We start from the raw sequence: 26118 nt of genomic DNA, 5'->3' as shown, positions 1-26118 counted from the left end.
TCTCCCACCCGCTCGGTTCCCTCCCCGACCGATGCTGAGGGCAACGCGCAGGTCCCCTCTCTCAATCGGCGACACACCCGGCAGGCATAGTCCTCAATGGCCCATCCCCTGAGATCGCAACGTCAAACCGACATACGCATCGACATGCCCAGGCCTCAATGGAACACCGCCTACCCGACCCGACATGAGCACAGCACCGAGAGCCTCTGCTCCACAGGTCATCGACCTTCGTCCATCGAATGTGTTGCACCCTGTCGGTTCGGAAGGGCGTTCTTCCACAGGAGCCCAGGAGATCGGTAGTTCATGACCGACATCACCGATAGCACGGATATCAGGAACGTGGACGTTGCCCCCACAGAATCATCTGGTCCGCCGAAGGACATATGCCACGCAATCGGAGCGAGCACCGAAAGCGACGCCAACGCCACTAGCGCCATCGTCCCCCATCGCGTGGGACGCCGGCGCCGACGGTGTACACACGTGATGAAAACACCGATCATCACAACCGTGACTCCGCACTGGACCAGCCGAGTTCTGTCGATTACCGGGTCCGACAACAACTCGATCGCCTGCCAACCAGCCAGAACCGCGAACAGCACGAACCCGATCGTCAAACCCCACACGACCAGGCGCGCCGCGACCTGCTCGTCATCCAGTTGCTCCACGTCACTCCGCTCATCTGATCCGCACACACATCCATGCGCCGCTGGCACACCCGTGTCACGCGTACTCTCGCCGCATCTGAATCAGCGAGAACACAAGCGCCGTACCGAAAGTGGCCAACAGCGCGTCAGGCACGACGAACCACCAGCCCAGTTCCTCCGGACCCATAGTGCGACCCTGCCGGACTTCCGAGACGACGAACAAGATTGTTAGGAACATCCACATTAGCGTGAACAGAATACAAAGGACCATCCCAGCAATCGTTCCCCAGCGATGACCACGTCGAATCACCAGGAACAAAGCCAGCAACACTGCGATGCCCATGATCGCAAGGTTCATCTCGCCTCTAATGAGGCGATCGAGAACCATCTCATAAGCATCAGACCTGACATATCCAATCGAGACACCGATCTTCGCCAACGAAGCGATCAGGAACCCCACGGCGAACCAAGACCCCACCTGCTGACTGCTTTGCTTGCCCAGGATCACAGCAGCTCCCTCACACGGGGATCGTCAGTGGACTCCGCGACGATCTCGGCCGCCTCATCGTTCCTCGCCAGAGCCTCGAGGACGGCATCAACCGGATCCGCCCGATCCAGCTCCCCAAGCGGATCGATCACCGGAACCGGCGAATCCTCGAATGTCCACACACCATCGAGCTCCACATCCATGCGAATGATCGACTCGGCAAACTCGACAAGAACCTCCGTGTCGAACTCACCCCGCCGCAACAACGGCGCCAACGCCACCCAACCATTAGTCACATCCTGGGTGTAAATGATCGTGCTATCGGCCTTATATCCGCCATCGCCAGTAACCTTGTGGGCTTCGAGTCGTATCAAAGACTCACCGACGTCGATCAGCTCGTTGACGAAGTCATCAACCTTGGGAGACGAGGTGCGCGTTGCCAACGCGAGCGCCTCGCCCAACCGTTTTTGTGCGCCCGCGGCATAGTCAGGTACCCCACCCTCGTCACCGGTACCCGTCATGATCATCCACATACCGACCAATCCACGCGGATTCAGATAATCAGCGAAAAAACGTGACAGGTACTCGCCTCGGACCTCAGGATCGGGAAAACTGTCCTCAAGCTTATCGAGCACCCCCGACATTCGAAGGTCAAGCCGGGAACCATCCGCAGGGCACAAATGCGCGCTGGAGGCGGCAAACGCCATCCACTGGCCGTCCTCGCCGAAATCATCAGCGCCTTGCTCCACCATCTGATCCACCTTTGACTCATCCCACACCTCACAGATCGGCGCTACGCCAGGCGGCGGCCAGGAAGGCTCGGTATCACTCGGACCACCGAACTTCGCATCGAAGAAGTCGGGCCTTTCCTCCGTCGCAAAACACTCCGTCTCCATGCTGAACCGCACCGCGCCGTATTGATCCGGCCTCAATCTCGGATCCTCAAACTTGATTCCGAAGTTGTCGTATCCGGGGTAATCGGCCCAGAAGCTAGCGCCAACGGCGTGATTCCTAATTGCCGAGACGGCGATATCTTCTTCCTTCAGCGCCGCTCGGAATCTCTTGAACAGTGCATCACCATCACCGTCGTTCGCGTACGTCACAAAATCGCCCACCACACGCATCGTTCCATCGATCGACTGATCGAACATGTCCTGACATGAACCGACGTGCAAAGAACGACCTACGGAAGCATCATTATCGATAGCGAGTTGCTCTGCCAAGCTCACCATCGCCCCAGCCCGCTCCATCGGATCATCCTCCGGATGCGACGTCAAATACGAACAGGCACCCACTGCGGCCAGCACCACAACCACAACGCCCGCCCACTTCCGACCCCTCGTTTGCAACATCATTGGCCCTTTCGATTCGCCAGCGCCTAACTTAGGGTCACTCGGACCGCCGAAGTTCATGTCCGAGAGATCAACGCTCTCAAAGTCCTCGTCCGTATAGCAACTGGAGGTGACATCAAGAGAGATAAACCGGGGATCATCATCCGGGTACAATCTGTACAACCACCCATTGGAATCTGTTGCCCAAATAGCATCCGTTTCCGATGGTTCTACCGAATAGCCGGATGACTCAAGTTCGCCTCTGAGGGTGGACAAGAAGTCACTTCGTGCACGAGAATCAAAGTCAGATTCGATCACGAAGTCTCCTCTGAGGTAGTAAACACCTTCTATGTCAACGTCCAGGCTGTTCGTGCACGTAATTGCGTCGATATAAGTCCTACGCAGTTCCACGTCCACCGCGTAAAACTCCGCTTCGATCTGCCTCATGAGCTCTCTGGCAGCCTCAGCAACGTCCACTTCCGGAAAGCGGGACGCCGTCGTACACCCGGCCACCAAGAAAATAACCAGGACGATCGAAATAAGAGTCCTCACCTAGACTTACCCATCGTTTCCCGCATGATCTAACTCCGGATCACTCGGACCGCCGAAGTCCATGTCCGATATATCTACGCTGTCGTAATCATCGTCCGCATAGCAGGTCGAAGTCACCGAAAATTTGATGAAGCGAGGATCATCACGAGGAAAGATTCGGTATAGCGAGCCATGAGGATCCGATGCCCAAATATAATCGATGTCGTCAGATTGGATGTCATATCCACTTTCGACAAAGTGAGCATGTATTGATTTCATGAACTCCTTTTGCGCAGTCACGTCGAAATCAGCTTCGATCACGAACTCCGCATAGAGGTAGTAGGCCCCGTCAATATCAACATCCAAACCGTTGGTGCACCCGCGCGTACCGATACTGACCCGACGCAGTACCACCTCCTCCGTGTAGATCTCCGATTCCACCTGCCCTACCAGTTCTCCAGCAGCTTTGGCCACATCCACTTCCGGAAAACTGGACGCCGTCACACACCCCGCCAGCAACGTCACGGCCAGGGTACTAAGAATAAGTACTCTCACCAAGATCTACGCTTCCCGGCGAACGATCTACTAAGCAAGCTGAACAGAACTTCATTCATCCCGCAGAAGCAACTGCCACGGTCAGGATCTCCGCGCCTCGCAAGGTCTGCCGAAATGACCTCCCCAAATCACTTCACCAATTCATCGAGGCGGGGGTCATCGACCGTTTCCGCGACCGCAGCAGCCGCATCACCATTTCGGGACAGGGCCTCCAGCAACGGGCCAATCGGACTGGCGGATTCCGGTGCGTAAATGTCAAACGAGACCGGATCCTCACCACTGACTCCCCAGTTCCCATCATGAGCGTGATCGAATGCGAAGACCGCCTCCGCGACCGGAACGAGGAAGTCCTCATGCCACTCACCGAACCGTAGGAGCGGAACGATTACCGACCATCCATAGACGATAGGGCCGACCGATTCGACCTCCCATTCAACAGGTCCTTCCGTGGGTAGATACAGGATGTCGTAACTGCGCAGCTGGATCTTTTGATCCCCCAGCGCGATCAACCCCTCTGCATATTCCTCTGACACGTGGTCGCGACGACTCGTGTCCGTGGCTTCAGCCAGGGTCACGCCGAGTCCTTCCTGAGTCATCCCGCGCTCGTCCGCCTCCGCAACAGTCGCGATGTTGCCCCATAGCCCGATCAAGCCCTCTGGAGCCAAACCGGCCTCGTAGTAATAGGCCAACATGGAGACAGCCGGATCATCCATTTCAGGGTCATCTGAATATGCCTCACTCCAGGCCCAGAAGACATCAACGAAGAGCTCCCCGCCGGGATAGAGCGGATACGCGCAGGCAACATCCGTGTAGGTCTTCACTGCGATGCTCGCGCCAGACTGTCCGGACCGGGCTATAGCCCCCTCATCGAACGCGACATACTCTTCGGCTGTCCAGACACGACATAGATTCCGTACACCCTCAGGCAATGACACGTCATCACTGGCGGCGCACCCTCCCAGAACTACAGCAGCCAGCACTGCCGATATTGACCGAACCCACATAACTATTCCACCTCACTTGACACTGTTTGGAGCACCTTGCACGGCTTCGCTGAAAGCCATCTTCATTTGGCCAATGACTATGCTTTTCTCAGATTCACTCAAATCCAGGTCTGATTGTTCGAGCGCAGCATCCAGCCAATCCTCAGTCATGATTGCAACTGCCTCCTGTGTTTCCACGGCGCTGCTCGACTGCTCGGACAGGATTTCGTCTGCGAGCTTCTGGTCATGGCTCCCGACAAGCCATTCAACAAGCGCTGGGCCACCCCACTTGATGACTTTGTCCAGCACGGGTACCGGAGTCTTTTCGCCCAGCCATCGAAGAGCGCCTTGGGCGGCCTTTGAAGCCTGATGCTTGAGATCGGATTGGGACTCTACGAGGTTGCCATCACGTATTGCCTCAAGCTGCCCTTGCGACATTTCTCCGGCAACCGATCCATAGGCGGAGACTGCAGCAGTAACGCTCAAGTCGTCGTCACACTGTGCAACCGAAAACGCTGCAGTCGCTTCCATCGAACCAAGCACTTGGGACATCGCGGCCTCATCGTGTCCCAGAACCTGCATCCACTCATCTGTCGACGATATCTGACCGACGTTTCCATGCCGTTCAAGATTCAAAGGCTCCCCGTTGATTGGGGGCATCCAGTCCGCGTCTTGCGAGCTGTCGTCAACATAGGCTCCATAGAAATCAGAGCTGTAGTTTGACGTAATGTCGGCGAAGTTGTCGACCATCGAACTAGCTCGGGCGTCTTTTCCTCCAAAATCTTCGGGATTTGCGGCGACGTGTTCGATCAGACGTTCTGTAACGTTCGTCATTTCAGTCGTATGCGAAGGAATGGTATCTGCCGTCGAATAGTCGGTGTTCGACGGCAATCCTGTGCAGGCAGCTTCGATAGCGCCGCCAGCAATATCACCATTGACTCCGTCATATCTGGAGTAATCAGTCCCTCGATATTCCGTTTCGGCGCTGTAATCTGTGTCGGTGGCATTGTCAAGCACATATTCGAGCGGGTCCGGACACCTTATCTCTTCGCCGTCAACCTCAATGACCTCGCCAGTTTTATTGAACAGTTGTATGGCAGCTTCAGGGTTATGATCAACAGCAAGGAGGCCAGCGTTTAGGGGATTAATAGCAATCTTTTCATCGAAGTTCGGAATGTCGCCAGGCAGAGAGTCCGCGCCTACCGACCACGACTCTTCAAAGTTGTCAGATTGCAATTCAGAATCCAACGCCATCATATGTTGTGTTACCGGCACTATGAAATCGGGATCATACTCGCCGTGCCGTAGGAGCGGCGCGAGAAGCTGATAGCCCGTCAATCCAACGGCCTGGCCCTGGTCGCCTACGGAAACGATGTGGTTCTCAGATCCCTCGGCCATCAGATCATCAATCCACTCATCGCTCACATGAGGTTCATTATCCTTATCCGTTGCGGTTGCAAGCGCAATACCTAGTCCTTCATATAGATCCTGAACTTGAGGATCGCCGTCTTCCGATGTAAAGGCAGTCTGATTCACGATGGTTACAAGAGTGTCACCTCCAACTTTTTCCATCAATGTTGTCGCGAATGCCGGGTCACCTTCATTTTCCGCCAGCATTTCATTGAGTTCTTCAACCTCTTTGTCTGAAAGTTCACCATCGTCAAACATCGCGGCAGCTATGGTGGCTTCAACAACCTCGGGGTTAGCTTCCGGAGAACTGAAAAAGTCATCGTTCTTCGGATCAGAGCTTGTGAACTCCTCAACTAGAACAAGTCGGAAATCTTCGTCAGCTTCCTCTGCCTGTGCCAGACAATCCGCGATTATCTCGACGTATTCAGTACAGGTAGCCGCATAATCCCGTCCTGTGGATTCCTCCCACTTCTCAATTGTGGCAGAAAGGTGTTCGTAGGATTGGTTCCCGTTTGGAGTTATCTGAGGGTGCGTGACGTATTCACCGTCGAAGATCAATCCATAAGATTCAATATCCTCGATCGCCCCTTTAATCTGATCATGACACCCTTTCCACCGGTCACCGATCTCCCGAACAAGACTCGCCATGGCTCTGGATTGATTGCTGCAACGCCCGAACCGACCTGACAGCAAGTCGAAGAGCAGGGTCGCATCCGCAGATGCGGCACCCGTCCAGCTTTCTTCGGAATCCGCTGTCCAGATTCTGTTTCGTATTCCAGTCTCAATATCGGAGTGAAATTCTTCGGCATTATCTGCATCACTGTCCCAACCATCCGCCGAGGCAAGGAAGGCATCAACATCAAAGGCTAGAAATTCCTTGTAGTTCATTTATCTACTCCATAGAATTACATGGCCAAGTTCGACATATTTGATTTCACGGCTCTCGTTCAACCAGCTCACCGACTCCGCTGATCCCCACAGCGTTGTTTCCATCAACGAAAGCATAGGCATCGGCAGCGTTCTTCAAACCCGTGCGCAGATACTGACAGCGATCTGGGAGTTTGTTTGTCTTCGTCTCCCACTGATCTAGAACCTCTGCCAACGCGGCTTTGGATGCGAAGCCATCCATCACAAGTGCGGCTTCTTCGAAGGCTCGCCAACCTTTGGTCACAGCCTTTGGAAGCTCAGATTCGATCGCTTCGATGTCGACAACGGCGACGTTCAACGAATCGGTCTGAACTTGAACCTCTCCCCAGCCTGTGTCTCCATCGACTCCTGTACCGGCTGGCACAATGATCGGATCTCCGTCAGCCATAACTTGTGTTCCTTCCTGGATATGCGTTCCAGTGTTTCGCGGGTCCGCCTGCGTGCGGATCGGCGCTTCGATTGCACGTCACTGATCCCCACTGGAGCGGCGATCTCCCTACGTGGCTTGTCTTCCTCGGAACGAGCTTTGTCGTCCGTGGTCGCGGGCGTCGATTCAGCTTCCGTCGGAATAGCCGGGCCGGCCGTAGGGGAGACAACATCAACCGCATCCCCGTCCGCCCTGGTCATCCGGCGTGACGGGGTCGGGCTCCAGCTCTCGCGGTCTTGCTGGGAGAAGCCCGTTCCGGTGGAGGTCAACACTGGGCCCGAGTCGTGGGGACCATGCGGCGTACCAGCACGGATCACCGACGGGACCACGGAGGGATTCGTCAGCCCGAACGCACCGGTCGTCTCGACTTCGGTCTCGGCGAAGGCTCGACGCTGCGGCTTCTCAGGGCTGCTATCGCCGAGCAGCAGGCGATTCACTATGTCCTGACGGGACTCGCTTGAGCGCATCCGGCTGTTGATCCGGCCGTGACCATCGCGGCTCCGTGATCGGGCCGGATCAGAGGAACGCGCGGTATCTCGCTGGGTGGTGTTCAAGGCTGCGGGCGCCATCGGGCCGCTCATGGGCGTCGCCGGTTCGATTGACGGCCTCGCCTCCATCACCGGCGCGGATGGCTGGGAAGGTGTCGAAGTGCCGACCACAGACTGAAGCTCGGGACCGCCCTCAGCACGGGCGACCCCATCTCTGCTTTGTTCACTGTTCTCACTGGACTGTTGCTCGGCGTGGGTCACCGTCTCCTCGGTCTGCTCGTCAATGCCAAGAGCGACAGAGGAATCAATGGCGGTGACACGCGGGTCTGGCAGGCTCGGCGCTATGGCCGATGTCGCTGCAGCGGGTGCCGCAGGTGGGGCGACCAGGTGGCCGGCCGCAAGTTGTCGGAAGGTCTCATCCGCTCCAGTGAGAAGCTCCTGGAGTTCTTGGCGCACCATGTCGCGAGCTTGAGTGACGGTGGCAGGTTCGTCGTCATCGACGTTGCTTTGCCAGTCGGCGTCCTCTTCGTACAGGTCCGACGCTTCGTCACGCACCCGGACCATCTCCAGGGCGATCTCGCGCATTCCGTCGCTGTTCGATGCCGCGGAATCCGACAGCACGTGAAGCAGCCTCGCGAGGACATCCAGCTCCGAGAGCGCTGCCGTCACCGCACCACCGCGCCATGCCGAGCCCAGGGCGTCAGCCAGTTCCCGGATCCGGGCTTCCAAGGCGGCCGAATCGTCGCGAATGGAGACGAAGCCGTCCCGCATGCCATTCCACGGGTCAACTGTCCAGGAGACCGCGATTTCGTGGTATTCCTCGGTTGTCAAGCCCACCAGGGAATCTGAGGCCTTCGCTGTCGGGTCGCTCATCTGCTTTCCTAATCCCCCGCGCGTGTTCCGGGCCCGCCGTCCTGGCCTTCGAACGCGCGAGTGGCAGCCGTCCTCAACTGGACGTCGAGGTCGTCGTACTGCCCGGCCGCAGTCGACAACCCGACCGACAGTGCGGTCAAACGGGCGCGCACCTCGGCAAGGACTGCGACGTGGGCCTGAAGCCTGGACTGCTGCGACTCACCGATCGCGGTGCCCTGCTCGTACTTCCCGCTGTTGGTGAAACCGTTGCCGACAGGTACGGCATGACCCGCGATACGACGTTCCGATTCGGAAATCGACGCGCACACGTCGTCCTCCAAAGAGGCAACGACGGACCTCACTGCGGCAAGGTCGATCTCGACGTCATGGTTCACGCACGCCTCCAGTGAAAGGTGGACATATTCCTATTTGCTGAATCAGGTTAGCGCCCGACCGCAAACATGAAGATTCGCTAGAACTAGGGTTCCTGCTGGGATCGCGAGCGAAGTGATCGGAAGCTTAGGGCGGCGGATAAGGCGAGTCCTGAGCGATGGAGTCGGCCCATGGCGTCCGCTGCGAAGGGATCGTTCCGTTCAAGCCAACGGAGGCTGCGCGCTTCTTACGGCGGAGCGCGAGGAGCGAGACACCAGCGGCGAGCGCGAGGGTTCCGCCGCCGGCGGCGAACCACCATAGTGGAACACCGCCCGAAGCCGAGACCACCGCGGCCTCATCGCTCGAATCGGGAGACTCATCCCCCGACGACGGCTGAATCGGATTCGGCTCAGGATTGACATCGAGGTCGGGATAGTCCGGAATTGGGGGAACCTCAGCTGTCAAGGCCTTGTACGGGTTGACAATGCCAGAGCCGAAAACATAGTCAGGGGTGTCGTCAGTCTGCTTGTCCGCAGTCCGGAACAGGCGCCAGGCGATTTCCTTGCGACCCATATCTGGCCACTGTGCCTTCATTAGCGCCACTGTCCCAGCGACTATCGCCGAGGCTGCTGAGGTACCACCATCACCACGCTCGTAACCGCCACCGGGCCGAGCCAAGTCCATCTCGGCGCCTGGCGCCGCAAGCATGACCCCGTGCCCTGTAACGGAACCATCCCATGCTGTGTCACCTGGGCCCGAGCCCGATACCGCAACCATGAAATCCCACGAAGCAGGTTCCCGAACGGCGATATCACCATTGGCTTCATTCCCGACGCCAGCAATGATCGGGATGTTCCGCTCGTCAACGATCTCGTCAAACACGGCCTCGGTCTCGTTGCTGAACGAGCCACCGATCGCGGTCAGAATGACATCGGCTCCATTGTCAGCGAGCCAAAGCGCGCCCTCACGCAGATCATCATCCGAGAAAGTCGACTCACCCAGTTCGGTGACGAGCCCGTTCGGGGCGATACCGGCCGAGATGATCCGGGCCTCCGGAGCGATACCCAGGATCCCATCCCCGTTGCCCGGCCCATGGCCATGACCGACAAGGAAGGACGCCATCGCCGTACCGTGGCCGATCGTGTCGTTCAGGCCGTCCTCGCCACCGGGCCACGACGACCAACCCGCATCGATCGAACCCTCCAAGTCCGGATGCGTCGCATCCACACCGGAATCGAGGACACCGATCGTCACGCCATAGCCACGCGTGATCTCGTGGGCGTCGGCGACACCCAACTCATCGAACCACCACGCGTCATCACGCACCTCATCCCCGAACGCCACACCGGGCACGGCCGCCGCGAACGCGACCACCACACCAGACAACAAGGACAGTGCGGAGATCGATCGACGCCTGCGGCGTGAAGTCACGAGTCTCGGCCTTTCGTAGCTCAGCCCCGAATTGGACTTGGATATAGGAATGGGACAGGCGACGCCGCCAGAGTGGCGAACCTGCCGAGGGTGTGGAGTTTTTGGCCGCGGGCTCCGCGAGGGCCGGACCGGGGTGCGTGGCAGGGGCAGAGCCCGGTCCGGGGTCTCGGGGGTGCCCGTCGAAGGGACGGGCGAGGGGGTGAACGTCTACATGAGAGTTACTGGGGTGGCGGGGGCTGGTTGCCCTGCCATTGCGGCGGGCCCTGCTGGTGGCCGGGTTGCTGGACCGGGGCTCCGGGGCTGTCCGGGAACGAAGATCCATGCGGGACCGGCGATCCCGGCTGACCGAAGGACGCCTGCGCCGAGGTCTGGTTCGGCGGGCCGAACCCCGGCGCACCGACCGGACCGGTGACGGGTGAAACCGGAGCGTTCGCCGCTGCGGACTCGGCCGACTTCCTGCGGCGGACGGCGAGAACCGCCACCACGGCCGCGATCACCAGAACACCACCACCGGCCGCGAACCACCACAGCGGAACACCACCCGAAGCCGAGACCACCGCGGCCTCATCACTCGAAGCGGAAGACTCATCCCCCGACGACGGCTGAATCGGATTCGGCTCAGGATTGACCTCCGCGTCGGGGTCTGACGGCATGGGGGGAACCTCAGCCGTCAAGGCGGCCACCGGATCTACAATCCCGTACCCGAACTCGGCATCCGCTCCATCGCCGTCCTCGTCCGCTGACGCGACAAGCCGCCAGATCATTTCCTTGCGTCCCATGTCTGGCCATTGCGCCTTCATCAAAGCCACAACTCCCGCAACAATTGCCGAAGCGGCCGAGGTACCACCGTCACCGCGGTGATAGCCGTGGTCCAACCACGCCAAATCCATCTCCGAGCCGGGGGCGGCTATTGCCACACCTGCCCCAGTAACCGAACCATCCCAGGGAGTGGCATTGGGCCCGGATCCGGACACCCCCACCACGAAGTCCCACGCTGCCGGTTCGGCAACAATCACGTCCCCGTTGGACTTGTTTCCGACGCTCGCAATGATCGGGATGTTTCGCTCGTTCGCGATCTCGTCAAACACCGCCTCGGCCTCGTTGCTGAACGAACCACCGATCGCGGTCAGAATGACATCGGCTCCATTGTCGGCTAGCCAGAGCGCACCCTCGCGCAGGTCATCATCCGAGAAGGTCGACTCGCCAAACTCAGTCACGAGCCCGTTTGGTGCGATACCCGCCGAAATGATCCGAGCCTCCGGTGCGATGCCCAGGATCCCGTCTGCGTTCCCATCACCATGGCCATGCCCCACAAGCAGAGACGCCATCGCCGTACCGTGGCCGATCGTGTCGTTCAAACCGTCCTCGCCACCAGGCCACGGCGACCAACCCGCATCGATCGAACCCTCCAAGTCCGGATGCGTCGCATCCACACCGGAATCGAGGACACCGATCGTCACGCCATAGCCACGCGTGATCTCATGGGCGTCAGCGACACCCAACTCGTCGAACCACCACGCGTCCTCACGCACCTCATCCCCGAACGCCACACCGGGCACGGCGGCCGCGAACGCGACCGCCACACCGGACAGCAGGGTCAGTGCTTTGGTGGAGAAGCCCACGGGCTTAACCCTTCCAGCCGTCGGGGCCGAAGTATCGGCCGATGTCGCGTCGCGACACTCGAGACGATTGTTCCCGGTTGGAGCCGATGACGCCAGGCACTACCCGGTCGCGGATCTCGTCGAACCACTCGCCTTCCATGCCCTGGTTCTGCGGGGTGACGCCCGCGAGGATGTCGCGTCGCTGCTGGCGGCGCTTCGCGCGGGCCTCCCGACGGTCGTCCGCGGCGGAGGTGGTGGCGGTGACTCGGCGCCCGATGACGGCGCTTCCCGGCTCGGTGCGCGGCATCGGGGTGGCGCGGGTCCAGGTCCGGTCGGCCTCCTTCAGTCCGGAGGACACGATGCCGTTGCCGGTCAGCGATCCCGCTCGGAATCCGGGACGCTGTGTCGGGGCCTGTCCGTCGACGCGGCGGGCTCCTATGACCCGTCCGCCGGGGCGGGGGTCGTTCGGCTTCGTCGTGTTGTCGGTCGCGACTCCACGGTCGCCGATGACGCCGCGACCGGTACGCGCGTCGAGGTCACGGGCGATCGCCTCCGCGAGGGCGTTGGAGCGTCCTGTGGAGCTCGCGGTGCGGGGTGCGGTGTTTCGCTTGCCGGCCTTGCCCTTTCCGCCAGCGGACTGCTGCGGAACCACGGCCCGGCGAACCGAGGAGTTACCGGTGGAGCCGGGGCGTGCCGGGTTGGATGCCGTCCGGGAGTTGGGTGTGGGCGCTTGGCCGCGACTCGGCGAACCGGCGCCGGGGCGGCCGGGCGCCGACGGGTTCGTCCCCCGAGGGCTGGTGCCGCCGGTCCGCTGCGGCTGTCCGGCGGTCGGTCGGCCAGTTGCCGGGTTCGACCCCGGCCGTGAGCCGGGCGTGGAAGGCGGGCGAGCACCAGGCGTGCCCTGGTTCGGCCCCGGGCGCAGGCCGGGGGTGCCGGGGCGTGGGCCGGACGGTGTGGTGGGCGCCGGCGGGCGGGCTCCCACCGGCCCGGACGCGGGTGGACGGGCCGCCGGGGGCGTCACCGGGTTGCTGCCACCGGGCGGGGCCACGACGGGTGGAACAGAGGGGCCCGCACCGGGAGAAGGCACCGGTGTCGTCGGAGCCGGTGCCGGTGTGGTCGGTGCCGGAGCGGGAGTACCGGGGCCCTGCAGATCGGGGCCGCCGGCGGGCCGGTCGAGACCGTCCACACCGGGACCGGAGACCGCCGGGGAACCGCCGAAGCCCGGGTCATAACCACGGGTACGTTCATCCAGCGAGATGTCCGGAGAACCACCGTTCCAGGTCGGTCCCTCGAAGACCGGGGGTTCGTCCATCCGGGTCGTGTGCTGGATCTGGTAGACGATGCTCGCGGTCTCCAGTTCCTCCCGCGCCTCGTCGGCGATGTCCGACTGCACCTGGTCTATGCCCGGAAGCTGGGAGTTCGGATCCCCAAGGGAATCGAAGGCATGCGGGTCGTCCGAGTGCATGCCCAGCGCCGCGTCACGTTCGGATTTGAGACCGTCGATGACGGGCTTGACCCGCTCGACCTCGGTCGCCATCGTGTCGAGGGCGTAGTGATGCGCGTCGGCGTTCTCGATCATCGCCTCAAGGCTATCCGTCATCAGCGTGAACTGGCCCTCGACGACCGGTGTTACCTGCGGGGAGGAGTAGTTCGCGTTGAGGGTGTCCAGGTCGCCATTGAGGACATCGCGCTGTTCGATCAGCAGATCGCGGAGCTCACGGCAGGCCTCGGCGGCGGCCTTTAGCTGCGGCAGGCTGTCGTGGTCGGCGTCGACGATCGCGGAGATCGCGTCGAGGTTGAGACCGGAGAGATTGTGGTACGACCCGCCCGAGGGGTCGCCGTAGTCCTGAGCCATGGGAGATCCTTTCGGGGGTCAGCGGTCGAAGCGGGTGGGGTTGCCGTGCGGGTCGAACTCGGGGGTGGCGTCGAAGGCCGTGACGAGCCGGCCGGAGCTGAGCTCGTCCCCTTCCACGGACCGCTCGGAGATCACGGCGAGGCCGGTCGCGAACTGCACCATCGACCGACGCATCGCCTCGGTCCACGATTTGATGCCCTCGACATTGGTCAGCAGCTTCTGACCCGCGACGCTGCCGGCATAGTCGGCGCCGGAAGTTCCGATCGGCGCGGTAGAGGTCATGTCCAGACCTGCGTCAGATCCGCCGTCCCCTCCCAGCTTCGCCAGGATCGCGTCCACGCGTGGAATGACGTTCTCGTGAACCTCGGCGTAGACCTTTTCCGCGAGACCGCGTACGTCGGTCGGATTGATGTGAATGTCCTGCCGGGCGGGCACGTCGTTCATCGACCCCCGTGACCTTTCCATAGTAGATGCTTTGGTGGACACAAGCTCATCCCTTGTGTCCACTTGCACGCTACCATGCGGTCACAACCCATGATCGACACGGAGAGTGACAATCGGCCGCTTTGCGCTACGCCCAGTGACGCCACAAGGGACGAAGTGCGACGTCGCGACCCACGCCGCGATCGAGCGGAGCGAACGTTTCCGCAGTTCACGAAGGACGACATCGACCGTTCGGATGAGTCCTCGATAAGGAGGTCATACTTTCGGACAGTATGCACTCATACTATTGAACAACTCCGAAGTCTTGAATCATCCATAAAGGAAGAAAGGGGCGTCGATCGACTGTGGCGCAATGGATCCGTCCACACTGATTCAACGACGCGGAAATCGGGCCGGCCCCGACGACGAGAGCGCAGGTGGGCCTAGACGGCAGCAGCCCACTCCGACCGCTCCAGGACGCGGGAGTAACGGAGGGCATCCTGGGCGGGCGAAGTGGGCTCCTCGCCGACGGCCGGGGTAGAGCCGGCCGCTTATGTCTATTGTGCTCCGGCTCCGCTGGCGGTGCGGGACCGGTGCATCGACAGCACGTACTCGACCAAGTTGATCAGCACGTTCTTCGTCGAATCGCGATGCCGGGCATCGCAGTTGACGATCGGGGTCTGCGGCGGAACCGCCAGCGCCTCCCGAACGTCTTCGACGTCGTGGAACAGTTTGCCGTCGAACTGGTTGATCGCGATCAGGTACGGCAGCCGACGGTGTTCGAAGAAGTCAATCGCGGCGAAGCTGTCGGCAAGCCGCCGCGTGTCGACGATGACCACGGCGCCGATGGCACCGCGCACCAGTTCGTCCCACATGAACCAGAACCGGGTCTGTCCGGGGGTGCCGAACAGGTACAGGATCAGGTCGTTGTCGATCGTGATACGGCCGAAGTCCATGGCGACCGTCGTGGTCGTCTTCTGCGTCACGAGGTCGTTGTTGTCGACGCCCTCGCTGGCGGCAGTCATGATGGCTTCGGTGGTCAGCGGCGTGATCTCCGAAACGGATCCCACCAGCGTGGTCTTACCCACGCCAAAACCTCCGGCGATGACGATTTTCGCCGAGGTAACCCGTCCGTTTGTTGGGCGGTCAGCCACGTTCAGAGCCTCCGAAGTCCACTAAGCACTCGTTCGAGCAGTTCGGTGCCGACCATGTCGTCACCTTCGGGCGTGATCGCCGCCGGTTCGTGGACGGCAAGCAGCCCGTCGGCGGCCATGTCCGCCACCAGGACGCGAGCGACGCCGAGGGGCATCTGCATCCGGGCGGCGATCTCCGCCATCGACTGCAACCCGACCCCACACAGGCCGGCGATCGTCTGTTGTTCTTGTCCTGCAAGGAAGCCCCCGGAGCGACCACGTGCGGTCGTCTCCACCAGGGCCTCCATCGCGATTTCCAGCCGAGGCCGGGTACGACCGCGCGTCACCGCATAGGGACGCACTAGTGCGCCCGTGCCGACCGAATCATCACGATCGAGAACCATCGCTACTCCCAACACTGTCGTCACTTATGGACTGACAGTACGTCGTTGGCATTAATAGCCACATGTATCTGAAATCCTAGATATTTCACTATTTTTCTGTAATCGAAAGCCGACTAGACTCTACCCTGTCGGGTCGGCTAACGCACACCTTCGTTCGGCCTACTCCGGGCCTCCGGCGTCAGCGCCTGGCCGACGCGATCGACCAAGAGGGCCATTTCGTAACCCACCTGCCCGACGTCGCAGGTACGCGACGCGAGCACGGCGAACGACGAACCGTCACTGATGGACATCAAGAACAAAAAGCCATTGTCCATCTCCACAACCGTCTGCAACACGGCGCCGCCTTCGAAGCAGCGCGAAGCGCCCTGCGTCAGGCTCACCATGCCCGACGTCACCGCTGCGAGCTGATCGGCACGGTCTCGTGGCAGATTGCGCGACGCGGCCATCAGCAGACCATCCGCCGATACGGCGACCGCGTGGGCCACCCCCGGCACGCGTTCAGCGAACCCGGCAAGCAACCAGCCGAGATCCTGCACACCAGTCTGGGTCGTCATCTGTTGCGCTCCTTGCCTGCCCTGTTGGTCAGATTTGTCGTCATCGAAGTCTCGTTACCTCGTCCACGCTGGACTCCACGGTGATAAGCGGACAGAAGTCCACGAACCCCCTCGGGGTTTCGGCGAGCAACATTAGCCGATTGTTCCGATTCGGGTGCTTCCACCGCGCCCGGAACAAGCCGCTCCATCGGTCGCCGTTTGGGCAGACCGCCCGTAGTGGTCTCCTCGGCGGATTGCTCCGTCTTCTCCGCGGCTTCACGCCAGCCGCGGTCGGCCGCCGTCCGCCACGACTGGGAATCCACTTGCGACGGCATCGGGTCGAACTCCGGTACCTCCGGTGCTTCGGGGGCCGGGCCGACGCCTCCGCGGCGCGGCAAGGCGCCGAGGGACGAGGTTGCGACGGGCGCAGCCTCGACGGTTTCTTCGACCGTGTCGGTGGTCGGCGGGGTCAGCCCGCCTGTTTCGGAACCGCGGCCGATGTCGACGGACTCACCGTCCGTCGCGGGGCGCGGCGCTGGCGTGCTGGCCTTGAACCAGGCCGATTCCACTTCCCGGAAGATCGGCAACTCCATCGTCTCGTCCATCGCCGGAACTCGCGCACCGGCTCGTGCGGCCGGTTCGGCGGTCGCCGCCCCGGAATCTCCGGCCGGCCAACTCGGCGGGCCGTCGTTGTCTCCGCCGCGCGGTTTCGGAATCTCCGGCGCCGGGCCGGGGAGCGGCGCGGCGTCAAGGCGGATCATCGGCAACGCTATCGCACCGGTGTCGGCGGGGCCGTCGGCGACGATCTCGCCGGTGACTTCCATGATCTTGCGGCGCGGCAGGTCGCCCTGTCCGGTGTCACCCGGGTAGAACGACACGCCTTGCGAGCCAGGGACACTCGTCGCGTTGTCATCGCCACCGGTGCCGTTGGAACTCGCGAAACCGTTGAAGCCGGACGACGAGGCGTAGCCCGCGTCCGGAGCGGTTCCGGCCGAGTACGGCTCGAACATGTTCCCGGTGCCGCCACCGAGCGCCTGGCGCTGCGGGGGTGCGGCGACCGGGTCCGCCGGCGGACCGAAGTTGTTGCGGTTCGCGTCGCCCCCGGTGAGCAGGTGCGCCGGGAGGACGACCTCGGCGACGGTGCCACGTCCACCGGAACCCTGCTGGAGGGTGACGTTGAGTTCGTGACGTTCGGCGAGGCGCCCGACCACGACCAGACCCATCATTCGGGACGCCGAGATGTCGACGTCCGAGATGTGTCGGAGCTGGTCGTTGAGGTCGGCCAGCTGTGCCGGGGAGATGCCGATACCGCGGTCGGTGATGCGGACGAGGATCTCGTCGCCCACCTGCCGGGCTTCGGCGATGACGGCGCTGTCGGGCGGCGAGAACGACGTCGCGTTGTCGAGCAACTCGGCGATGAGGTGCACGATGTCGTTGATGGCGCCCGGTTCGACCTCCGAGTCGGCGAGAACGGTGCCGAACTCGACCCGGGTGTACTGCTCCACTTCCGACTGGGCGGCGCGGAGCACGTCACCGATCTGCGCCGAGGAGCGCTCGACACGGGTCGAGTCGGCTCCGGCGAGAACGAGAAGGTTCTCGTCGTTGCGGCGCATTCGGGTCGCGAGGTGGTCGAGCTGGAACAGTTCGGCCAAGCGGTCGGGGTCTTCCTCACCGCGTTCGAGCCTGTCGAGGTGGCCGATGAGGCGGTCGACGAGGTTCTGGCTTCGACGGGCGAGGTTGACGAACATCTGGGAGACGGACGCTCGCAGGGCGGCCTGTTCGGCGGCGATGCGGACGGCCTCACGGTGGATGTCGTTGAAGGCACCGGCCACGGTGCCGACCTCGTCCTGGTTGTCCATGCGCAGCGGGTCACCGAGCTCGTCGACGAGGTCGGCGGCGGTGCGTCGCCCGATGTTCTCGGTCTCACGGATCATCGCGACGGCTCGTGGCAGGTCGACGTGGGCGACCTCGAGGGCGCCTTCACGGAGTCGACGCAGACTCAAGGCCATCGATCGAGCGATGACGAGCGCGAGCATGACGGCGACGACGACGGTGACGAGCAGGACCGTGATCTCGACGAGGACTCGCTGGACGACGGAGTCGCGCGCGGCTTCGGCGAGTTCGACGGTCTGTGCGCCGAATCGCTGGGTGAACTCCTGGGAGACGTCGAGTCGGTGGTCGTAAGACCGCAGGAGGTCGTAGTGCTTGACGTCGAGTTTGCCCATCTTGCCGGCGTCGAGCGCTTCGGTCTCGAAGGTGCCGGCGCGTTGGGCTTCCTCGGTGGCGAGACCGTCTCCGCCGAAGAGGGCGGCGCGGACCGCATCGTCGGAGAGGGCGGTGATCTGCCGCATCGTGTCCATTCGACCGGCGCCGTACCGGACGATGTCGCGGTAGTGGTTTCCGACGACGGTCGAGGAGTTCAGGTCGAGCGCGGTCAGACGCAGCTGCTCGGAGTACTCGCTGTGCTGGGCGAGGAGTCCGGAGATGCGCAGGCTTCGGGAGATCTCCATATCGGTCGTGGATTCGGCCGCATATGTGTAGATCCCGCGCAATGCGTTGATCGCGTTCGTGTACGGGCTCAAGTCTCGGGTATGGAACTCACCGCTGACGACCTGATCGCGCAATGCCGGGAGGAGATCGAGTTCGCGCTCGATTCGGTTGATATCGGCTTGCAGATCGGGCGAGGTGACAGTGATGTCGCCGAGTGCCGCTTCGTAGACGGTTTGGAGTCCGATGCTGGTCTCCGTGGCCTCTTCGAAGTTCGCGATTTGTTCTTGGGATTCACCAAGGTTGATAGTGCCTTTATGAGCCTGGATTTCGGCTTCTTTGCGTTCAAACTGAAGTGCGTAGACGAGATCCGTCGCGGCGGAGTTGTATTTGACCATCGCGGTCAACTCGCCTGCGGCGATGGCCTGACTGGCCGAGTCGTACAAACGAATGCCCGAGATGGCCAAAAGCGCCACCAAAGGCACGATCAGAATGAGGACCAATTTGGAGCGAATGCGGACATCGACCAGCCGGGGCAGGCCGAAGCGGCGCCGCGGCGGGGCATCGGTGGCCTCCGTCGTGCTGCGCTTGCTCACCGTCACGGAACCTTCCTGGGGCTAAACGTATGTTGCCGAGATCTACGGCACTTTCATACACCGGGCTGTCAGATCTGACTCAGCCCCAGCGATTCCACCATGTGCGGCAATGAAATGGAAGGGCAGGGGGCCGTCATTAATTCACACGGACGACAAATCCGACATATTGATCGTCACAATTATTCACATGCGCCACGCGCGCCGATGAACGGGCCCCTTCCTAACCGGAAGGGTGATTCGACATCAGCCGTTCGGTCTAGTTTGCAATGCTCCGTTGACCCTCCGCGATAGTTGCCAGAGGTTATCGTCACGGAGCGCTGCGGGTAGCAGGAACGCGGGGGTGTTCTGGTAGGCGACGGGCCGGAGGAAGCGGCGCGCGGCGTCGGGTCCGACCGAGGTGTGGCCAGGGTTGGTGGAGGCCGGCCAGGGCCCGCCGTGGTGCATGGCCCAGGTGACGCTGACGCCGGTGGGCCACTGGTCGACGATGACCCGGCCGTTGCGACTCGCGAGCGCGCGGAGGACGCCGGGGGCGTCCGGGTCTTCATCGCCTCCGATGTGGACGCTGCCGGTGAGACCGCCGGGCAACCGGTCGAGGACGCGGCGCAGCTCGTCGGTGTCGCGGTAGGTGACGACGAGCGAGACCGGGCCGAAGCATTCGTCGAGGAGGGTCGCGGACCGGGCGTCGAGGTGGGCGGCGTCGACGACGTACAGGCCCGCCGTGGTGGCGTATCCGTCGCCGGGGACGGGTTCGACGAGGGTGGTGACTCCGTCGGTCTCGGCGAGGCGTTCGGTCGCGGCGGTGAAGCCGGTGACGATGCGGCGGTACAGCAGCGGGTGCGTCGGCGCCGTGGTGACGGCCGCGGTGAGCGCCGAGAGGTCGCCCTCCGGGACGACGAGCAGTCCGGGCTTGGTGCAGAACTGTCCACTGCCGAGGGTGAAGGAGCCGGTGAACCCGGTGACGATCTCGTCGCGCCGCTCGGCCCACGCCGCGGGCGTGACGATCGCGGGGTTGAGGCTGCCGAGTTCGCCGTAGAACGGGATCGGTTCGATGCGTCGCGCCGCGTCCCCCGCGAGGGCGCGCCCGCCCGCGACGGAGCCCGTGAACGCCGCGGCGGTGATCGCCGGGTGGGTGATGAGCCGTCGGCCGGCCGCGAAGCCGTGGACGACGGAGACGACGTCGGGGTGGCCCGCGTCGGTCAGGACCCGGCGGAGTATCGCGGCGACGCGAGCGCTCGTTCCAGGGTGGCCCTCGTGCGCCTTGACGACGACGGGGCAGCCGACGACGAGCGCGGAGGCGGTGTCGGTGCCCGCCACGGAGAAGGCGAACGGGAAGTTCCCCGCCGCGTACACGGCGATGGGGCCGACCGGGGTGTTCATCTTGCGCAGATCGGGCCGGGGAGCGGGCGCGGCGTCGAGGTCGGCGTGGTCGATGGTCACGTCCCACAGTTCGCCGTCGAGCATCGCCCGCCCGTACTGCTCCCATTGGACGGCGGTGCGTTCGAGTTCGCCGGTCAGCCGGGGGACGCCGAGCGCGGTCTCACGGTTCGCGGTGGCGACGAGTTCGTCGGCGTCGGCGCGAAGCGCGTGGGCGATGCGATCGGTGACGGCGGCGCGGTCGACGGGGGCGAGGGCGGCCCACGCGGTCGACGCCGCCTCGGCCGCGCGGCACGCGTCGTCGACGTCGTCGTCGGTGCTCGTCGGGATGGCGTCGGGTAGCGGCGCACCGGTGTGGGGGTCGATGCCGTGCAGGTCGCTCATGTCGTCACTTCCTTCGCTGTGGCATGTCACATCGTACTGATCGAGGGTGGCGCGTCGAGTACGGCCGGTGCGAGTCGTCCCGTTCTCTCGAATCACGTGTGCGAGTCGGCGGGCATTGCCTTGACGGGCTGGGGATTCCCTGAGCACCGGTGCCGTCCGACGGCCTTACCGGAACCACTCCGGGACCACCACGCGAACGCGCCGGACGGCGGGATGGTCGTTAAGGGGTATTGACTCCTTACATGTCCGTTGCGTGACCATTCGCGCCATTAAGAACTTTTTATGATGTTTTTAATACCCCATAGTGGGGCGAATACTGCGAAACGGGATATTTCCGTGCAGACAATGCCACACAAGGTGTGCGACACTGTCGCGTCGCCTCACGGCACTGTTGAATCGAACGGTCGGTGGTGGCCGATCCGGTTGTCCGGCAATGGTTGTGCCGTGCCCGACCATGACTATCCATCATCGACATACCACTAGCGAGCCTATGGGGGCTTGACCGTGACACACGTTGCACACTTCACCTATGGATGGGTCAATCCGTTCATGGGATTCGGTTTCGCCCTGGCCGGGTCTTTCCTCGGACTGACCTGCATGGTGCACGCGCGCCGACTCGAATCCGGCCGGGACCGTGTTCGCTGGCTGGGATTCGCGTCGCTGGCGATCGGGGGGACCGGCATTTGGATGATGCACTTCATCGCCATGATCGGCTTCACCGTCTCCGACGGGGAGGTCCGTTACGACCTGGACGTCACGATCCTGAGCCTCGCGATCTCGATCCTGTCGGTCGCGTTCGGGGTCTTCGTCGTCGGACTGGGTCGCCCCAGCACGTCGAAGGTGCTGATCGGTGGACCGCTCACCGGTCTGGGCGTGGTGTCCATGCACTACACGGGGATGGCGGCGGTCAACATCGCCGGAACCCTGCACTACGACCCGATCTGGGTCGCGGCGTCCATCGCCATCGCGGTGATCGCCGCGACCGTCGCGCTGTTCTTCACGATCTGGGTCGACACTCGACGTTCCCATGTGTTCGCCGCCTTGACGATGGCGATCGCCGTGTGCGGCATGCACTACACCGGCATGGGAGCCGTGAAGGTCACAATGGACCCCGACCAGCAGCGTGCCGTCACCGGTGTCGATCCGCTGCTGCTGCTCATTCCGATCCTGATCCTCGCGACGGCCGCGCTCATCGCCCTCATCATCGGTGTTCTCACCGAACGCGACGAAGGCCCACGAGCCGGAGAATCCGGACCGATCCGCGCCATGCCCGAGAAGCCGGTGGACGCCCGGACGTCCATGTTGTGGACGGACGCCTCCGCGACCGCCGAGCCCGACCGCCGCGCCGAACCCGGACGCGTTCTCGCCGGAGCCTTCCAGGATCGTTCCGGTTCCACGGACTCACGCCCACGCGCCAAGGACGACGAACGAACCTGGCGCGAGGACAACATCAACGAGTTCTGACCCGAACCCGCTGACCCACGAAACGGCCCGGCCGGGTTGATCCCGGCCGGGCCGCATTGTCGTCACCACCCCGAATCGGGGCCGCTCACCCTTCGATGAGCTTCGCGTACGCCGGCTTGATCACCTCGTCGATGATCGCCAGCCGCTCGTCGAAGTGCAGGAAGGAGCTCTTCATCGCGTTGATGGTGAACCAGCGCAGTTCCTCCCAGCCGTAACCGAAGGCATCGGAGAGGAGCGCCATCTCACGCGACAGGCTCGTGCCGCTCATCAACCGGTTGTCGGTGTTGACGGTGACGCGGAACCGCAGGTCGGTCAGCAGACCGACCGGGTGGTCCTTGATGGACGTGACCGCGCCGGTCTGCAGGTTCGACGTGGGGCACAGCTCCAACGGAACCCGGGTGTCGCGGACATAGGCGGCGAGCGGACCGAGCACGGCGATGCCGTCCTCACCGACGGAGACGTCGTCGACGATGCGAACCCCGTGCCCGAGTCGATGCGCCCCGCACCACTGCAACGCCTGCCAGATCGACGGCAGGCCGAAGCCCTCCCCCGCGTGGATCGTGAACCGGGAGTTCTCGCGCTGGAGGAACTCGAACGCGTCCAGGTGCCGGGTGGGAGGGAATCCCGCCTCGGCGCCGGCGATGTCGAAGCCGACGACGCCGCGCTCCCGGTAGTCGACGACCAGCTGCGCGATCTCCATCGATCGGGCGGCGTGCCGCATCGCGGTCAGGAGCACGCCGATCCTGATCGGACTGCCGTCGTTCGTCGCCTCCGCGCACCCGGCGTCGAAGCCCGCCAACACGGCCTCCACGATGGATTCGAGGGAGAGGCCGCCCTCGGTGTGAAGTTCGGGGGCGAAGCGCACCTCGGCGTAGACCACGCCGTCCGCGGCCAGGTCCAACGCGCACTCACGAGCGACTCGATGCAGCGACTCCCGCGTCTGCATCACCGCCACCGTGTGGCTGAAAGTCTCCAGATACCGCTCCAGCGAACCGGAGTCGGCGGACTCGGTGAACCAGCGGCCCAACTCGACGGCGTCGGTCGACGGCAACTCGTGCCCGATCTCGGCGGCCAACTCGATGACCGTCGCCGGACGCAATCCACCGTCCAAATGGTCATGCAACAACGCCTTGGGGGCCTGACGAATCTCTTCGATGGACAAGCTCATCCGGTAAGAGTACGCGGACCGTCCGTTGACCGACGACGTGTTGTCCCGGCTTCGGATCAGCCTGTTTCAGCGCTCCCACGACGTCGCGATGGGCCGACCGTTACGCGAGGTCATGACGGCCCATTCCAGTGCCCAGCGACGATGCCAGATCACCGACTCGTCGAGAGCCGTCGGCGGCCGCACCCCGTGCTGCCGCGACTCCGCGCACAGCCAGTCGAGACAGCAGTAGAGGTCCAGCATCTCGGCGACGTCACGCGCGTCGCGTCGGGACGGCAGGGTCCGGGCGCGCCACGCCGTGAAGGGTTCGGCGGTGCGCAGGTCCGGCATCAGGGTGGGCAGGCTGTCGGTGCAGTACGACGACGGGTCCAGATGCGGGACGAGACCAAGGAGCCAGGCCAAGGCGTACAGGGATTCCAACTGTTCCGAATAACGCCGGGCGTCCCCACGTCCACTGGCGATGAACTGCCATTCCTGCGGTGTCAGTTCTTCCAGAACGTGCGCGTCCAACAACCAGCGCATCGCCATCGGCGGCGGCATGTCGAACACTCTCGCCTGCACGATGTTGAGGATCGCCGCACGGGATTCCAACTCGCGCAACGGCCGCAACATCACGTCTTCCCCAGGCGAGAACACGAGCGGCAAATGGTCATAGCGTACGGCGAACCCGAGTTGGGACAATCCGTCACAGGTACGCATACGAATATTGCGTGGGTCGAAGAGCAAAGATGTCACGGGGGGCCTCGCCTATCGTCTTGCGTGGCTTTGGGGCACTGTACCTCTCGTGAGGCCGAATTCATACCCTCCGCCCGGACACGAACGAAAAGCATCGACGCCCTCACGATTGCCCCTATACGGTAACGGCCATCACAGGTAGATGTCCAGACCCAGCAGTATCCATTATGGATTTCAATCGGGCGCCGGAGTGGACATTCCGCACTCGATTCATGACGTAGCGTCCACCACCCGTTCACCAATAAGGACAGATCGGCAGAATCGGGACGACCGAAGCGATATGACCCGATTTCCCGGCCCCTTCGACACCGGTTCACGGCTGCTTCCCGAACCGACTACGGATCACCCGTCCGTCACGACGCGGGGCCCGTGGGACGATCGGCGGACCGTTCCAGGGTCCGTACGACGGTCGCCGAAGCCTTGCCACGGTTCACGAACACGACGACGCCGACACGGCCACCGGGTGGACGGAATCGGTATCCTCTGTCCAGCCGATACGTCCACGCGGCCCATGCCCGCCGCGGCACCCGTATCGCACCCCGGCAGCTCAGAGAGGACCCGCAGGCATGGCGACGGTCAGCGGCGACACCATCGCTCAATCCGACGTGCTGGAGGACCTGTCCTCCGCGGTGAACTACCGGCGCTGGCTGTGCTCGTTGGGACTGCCGCACTTCGGCGACGACGTACTGGAACTGGGTTCCGGGCTCGGCGACTACGCCGCCGAATGGGCCGATCAGGGCGTTCGCGTCACCGCCAGCGAGGCCGACCCCGGCCGGTTGGAGTCGTTGGAGAAGCGCTTCTCCAGCGACCCGCGAGTCGAGGTCAGGGAACTGGGTGTGCCGATCCGCGACACCGGGAACTACTCGACCGTGGTCGCCTACAACGTGCTCGAACACATCCACGACCAGGCGGAGGCGCTGGCGTCCGTCCGACGGCTGCTGCGCCCCGGCGGCGCGGTGGTGCTGATCGTCCCCGCCTTCGAGTTCGCCATGAGCGCCTTCGACCGGCGGATCGGGCACCATCGGCGATACCGCAAGGCGAGTCTGACCCGTGTGCTCACCGAGGCCGGGCTGACCGTCGAGCACTGCCACTACGTCAACGGGCCGGGCCTGCTGGCCTGGTATCTCGTGTGCAAACTGCTGCGCGGGCGACCCCGAGAGGGCTTGCTGTTGTCCTGGTACGACAGGCTTTACGTGCCGGTGCAGCGCCGCATCGAGGCGAGACTGCGGACGCCGTTCGGGCAGTCCCTGTTCGCGGTGGCCCGCACGCCGATGGACGACTCGGAAGTGTCCGAATAAGAGGGTCCGCACCCCGTCGGAAGAGGCCCGAGTGGCCCGGAACTCCGGCACCATCACAACCGCACGCCCACCCCAGACCGCGTGGCCCCGAACACCGGCACCATCACAANCGCACNCCCACCCNNGGCCGNGTGGCCCCGAACTCCGGCNNCATCNCAACCGCACACCCACCCGAGGCCGCGTGGCCCCGAACTCCGGCNNCATCACAANCGCACACCCACCCTGGGC

Annotated in this window: 22 protein-coding genes; 2 read left to right on the top strand and 20 right to left on the bottom strand. The window is 63.0% G+C overall.

The annotated features are described in order from the left end of the window. Positions 1–218: 218 nt before the first annotated feature. The 18 genes from ACM9NP_RS22120 to ACM9NP_RS22035 all read right to left on the bottom strand — a co-directional run bounded on the left by ACM9NP_RS22120 (position 219) and on the right by ACM9NP_RS22035 (position 21228). Positions 219–665 carry a hypothetical protein gene (locus tag ACM9NP_RS22120; RefSeq protein ID WP_415648689.1) on the bottom strand — a complete coding sequence of 149 codons (447 nt, stop codon included), beginning with the start codon at positions 663–665 and terminating at the stop codon, positions 219–221. A gap of 55 nt (positions 666–720) precedes the next feature. Then, entirely contained in the window at positions 721–1152 is a 432-nt protein-coding gene (locus tag ACM9NP_RS22115) for a hypothetical protein (RefSeq protein ID WP_415648688.1), read from the bottom strand. Continuing rightward, entirely contained in the window at positions 1149–2909 is a 1761-nt protein-coding gene (locus tag ACM9NP_RS22110; protein WP_415648687.1) for a hypothetical protein, read from the bottom strand. The genes ACM9NP_RS22115 and ACM9NP_RS22110 overlap by 4 nt, the downstream gene beginning before the upstream one ends. Positions 2910–3020: 111 nt before the next feature. Next, positions 3021–3518 carry a hypothetical protein gene (locus ACM9NP_RS22105; protein WP_415648686.1) on the bottom strand — a complete coding sequence of 166 codons (498 nt, stop codon included), beginning with the start codon at positions 3516–3518 and terminating at the stop codon, positions 3021–3023. A gap of 158 nt (positions 3519–3676) precedes the next feature. Next, the gene (locus ACM9NP_RS22100; protein ID WP_415648685.1) at positions 3677–4369 is read right to left on the bottom strand and encodes a hypothetical protein; all 693 of its coding nucleotides are present in this window, start codon (positions 4367–4369) and stop codon (positions 3677–3679) included. 195 nt (positions 4370–4564) lie between these two features. Further along, complete coding sequence (locus ACM9NP_RS22095; RefSeq protein ID WP_415648684.1) at positions 4565–6829, bottom strand: hypothetical protein; 2265 nt, start codon at positions 6827–6829, stop codon at positions 4565–4567. A 46-nt stretch (positions 6830–6875) separates the two neighbouring features. After that, a complete protein-coding gene (locus tag ACM9NP_RS22090; RefSeq protein WP_415648683.1) occupies positions 6876–7166 on the bottom strand; it encodes a hypothetical protein in 291 nt (96 codons plus the stop codon). Then, the gene (locus tag ACM9NP_RS22085; protein WP_415648682.1) at positions 7163–8656 is read right to left on the bottom strand and encodes a hypothetical protein; all 1494 of its coding nucleotides are present in this window, start codon (positions 8654–8656) and stop codon (positions 7163–7165) included. The genes ACM9NP_RS22090 and ACM9NP_RS22085 overlap by 4 nt, the downstream gene beginning before the upstream one ends. A gap of 8 nt (positions 8657–8664) precedes the next feature. Continuing rightward, complete coding sequence (locus tag ACM9NP_RS22080; RefSeq protein WP_415648681.1) at positions 8665–8997, bottom strand: hypothetical protein; 333 nt, start codon at positions 8995–8997, stop codon at positions 8665–8667. 157 nt (positions 8998–9154) lie between these two features. Continuing rightward, a complete protein-coding gene (locus tag ACM9NP_RS22075; protein WP_415648680.1) occupies positions 9155–10438 on the bottom strand; it encodes a S8 family serine peptidase in 1284 nt (427 codons plus the stop codon). A 218-nt stretch (positions 10439–10656) separates the two neighbouring features. Beyond that, the gene (locus ACM9NP_RS22070) at positions 10657–12060 is read right to left on the bottom strand and encodes a S8 family serine peptidase (RefSeq protein ID WP_415648679.1); all 1404 of its coding nucleotides are present in this window, start codon (positions 12058–12060) and stop codon (positions 10657–10659) included. A 4-nt stretch (positions 12061–12064) separates the two neighbouring features. Continuing rightward, a complete protein-coding gene (locus ACM9NP_RS22065) occupies positions 12065–13894 on the bottom strand; it encodes a hypothetical protein (RefSeq protein ID WP_415648678.1) in 1830 nt (609 codons plus the stop codon). Between the two features lie 18 nt (positions 13895–13912). Then, positions 13913–14338 carry a hypothetical protein gene (locus ACM9NP_RS22060; protein ID WP_415648677.1) on the bottom strand — a complete coding sequence of 142 codons (426 nt, stop codon included), beginning with the start codon at positions 14336–14338 and terminating at the stop codon, positions 13913–13915. 536 nt (positions 14339–14874) lie between these two features. After that, a complete protein-coding gene (locus tag ACM9NP_RS22055) occupies positions 14875–15471 on the bottom strand; it encodes a GTP-binding protein (RefSeq protein ID WP_415648676.1) in 597 nt (198 codons plus the stop codon). A gap of 2 nt (positions 15472–15473) precedes the next feature. Beyond that, positions 15474–15854, bottom strand: coding sequence for a DUF742 domain-containing protein (locus tag ACM9NP_RS22050; RefSeq protein WP_415648675.1), 381 nt, complete (start codon positions 15852–15854; stop codon positions 15474–15476). A 137-nt stretch (positions 15855–15991) separates the two neighbouring features. Next, positions 15992–16408, bottom strand: coding sequence for a roadblock/LC7 domain-containing protein (locus tag ACM9NP_RS22045; protein ID WP_415648674.1), 417 nt, complete (start codon positions 16406–16408; stop codon positions 15992–15994). Further along, positions 16405–19470 (bottom strand): ATP-binding protein, encoded by a 3066-nt coding sequence (locus tag ACM9NP_RS22040; RefSeq protein WP_415648673.1) that lies wholly within the window; start codon positions 19468–19470, stop codon positions 16405–16407. Before ACM9NP_RS22040 ends, ACM9NP_RS22045 begins: the two co-directional genes overlap by 4 nt. Before the next feature lie 243 nt (positions 19471–19713). Continuing rightward, positions 19714–21228, bottom strand: a complete 1515-nt coding sequence (locus tag ACM9NP_RS22035) for an aldehyde dehydrogenase (NADP(+)) (protein WP_415648672.1) — start codon at positions 21226–21228, stop codon at positions 19714–19716. Between the two features lie 504 nt (positions 21229–21732). On the opposite strand from ACM9NP_RS22035, the gene ACM9NP_RS22030 reads away from it, so the two are divergent. Continuing rightward, positions 21733–22692 carry an MHYT domain-containing protein gene (locus ACM9NP_RS22030; RefSeq protein WP_415648671.1) on the top strand — a complete coding sequence of 320 codons (960 nt, stop codon included), beginning with the start codon at positions 21733–21735 and terminating at the stop codon, positions 22690–22692. A gap of 85 nt (positions 22693–22777) precedes the next feature. Here ACM9NP_RS22030 and ACM9NP_RS22025 read toward each other — a convergent pair whose 3' ends face one another. Beyond that, positions 22778–23860, bottom strand: coding sequence for an adenosine deaminase (locus tag ACM9NP_RS22025; protein ID WP_415648670.1), 1083 nt, complete (start codon positions 23858–23860; stop codon positions 22778–22780). A gap of 66 nt (positions 23861–23926) precedes the next feature. Then, entirely contained in the window at positions 23927–24556 is a 630-nt protein-coding gene (locus tag ACM9NP_RS22020; protein WP_415648669.1) for a DUF4272 domain-containing protein, read from the bottom strand. 602 nt (positions 24557–25158) lie between these two features. Between ACM9NP_RS22020 and ACM9NP_RS22015 the strand changes: the two genes are divergently transcribed. After that, on the top strand, positions 25159–25890 hold the full coding sequence (locus ACM9NP_RS22015) for a class I SAM-dependent methyltransferase (RefSeq protein WP_415648668.1): 732 nt from the start codon (positions 25159–25161) through the stop codon (positions 25888–25890). Positions 25891–26118 lie beyond the last annotated feature (228 nt).

Origin of the sequence: Stackebrandtia soli, from assembly GCF_965137155.1 — a bacterium.
Taxonomy (GTDB): domain Bacteria; phylum Actinomycetota; class Actinomycetes; order Mycobacteriales; family Micromonosporaceae; genus Stackebrandtia; species Stackebrandtia soli.
Note: the sequence above shows the minus strand (reverse complement) of the source record. Positions and strands in the feature narration are given on the sequence as shown.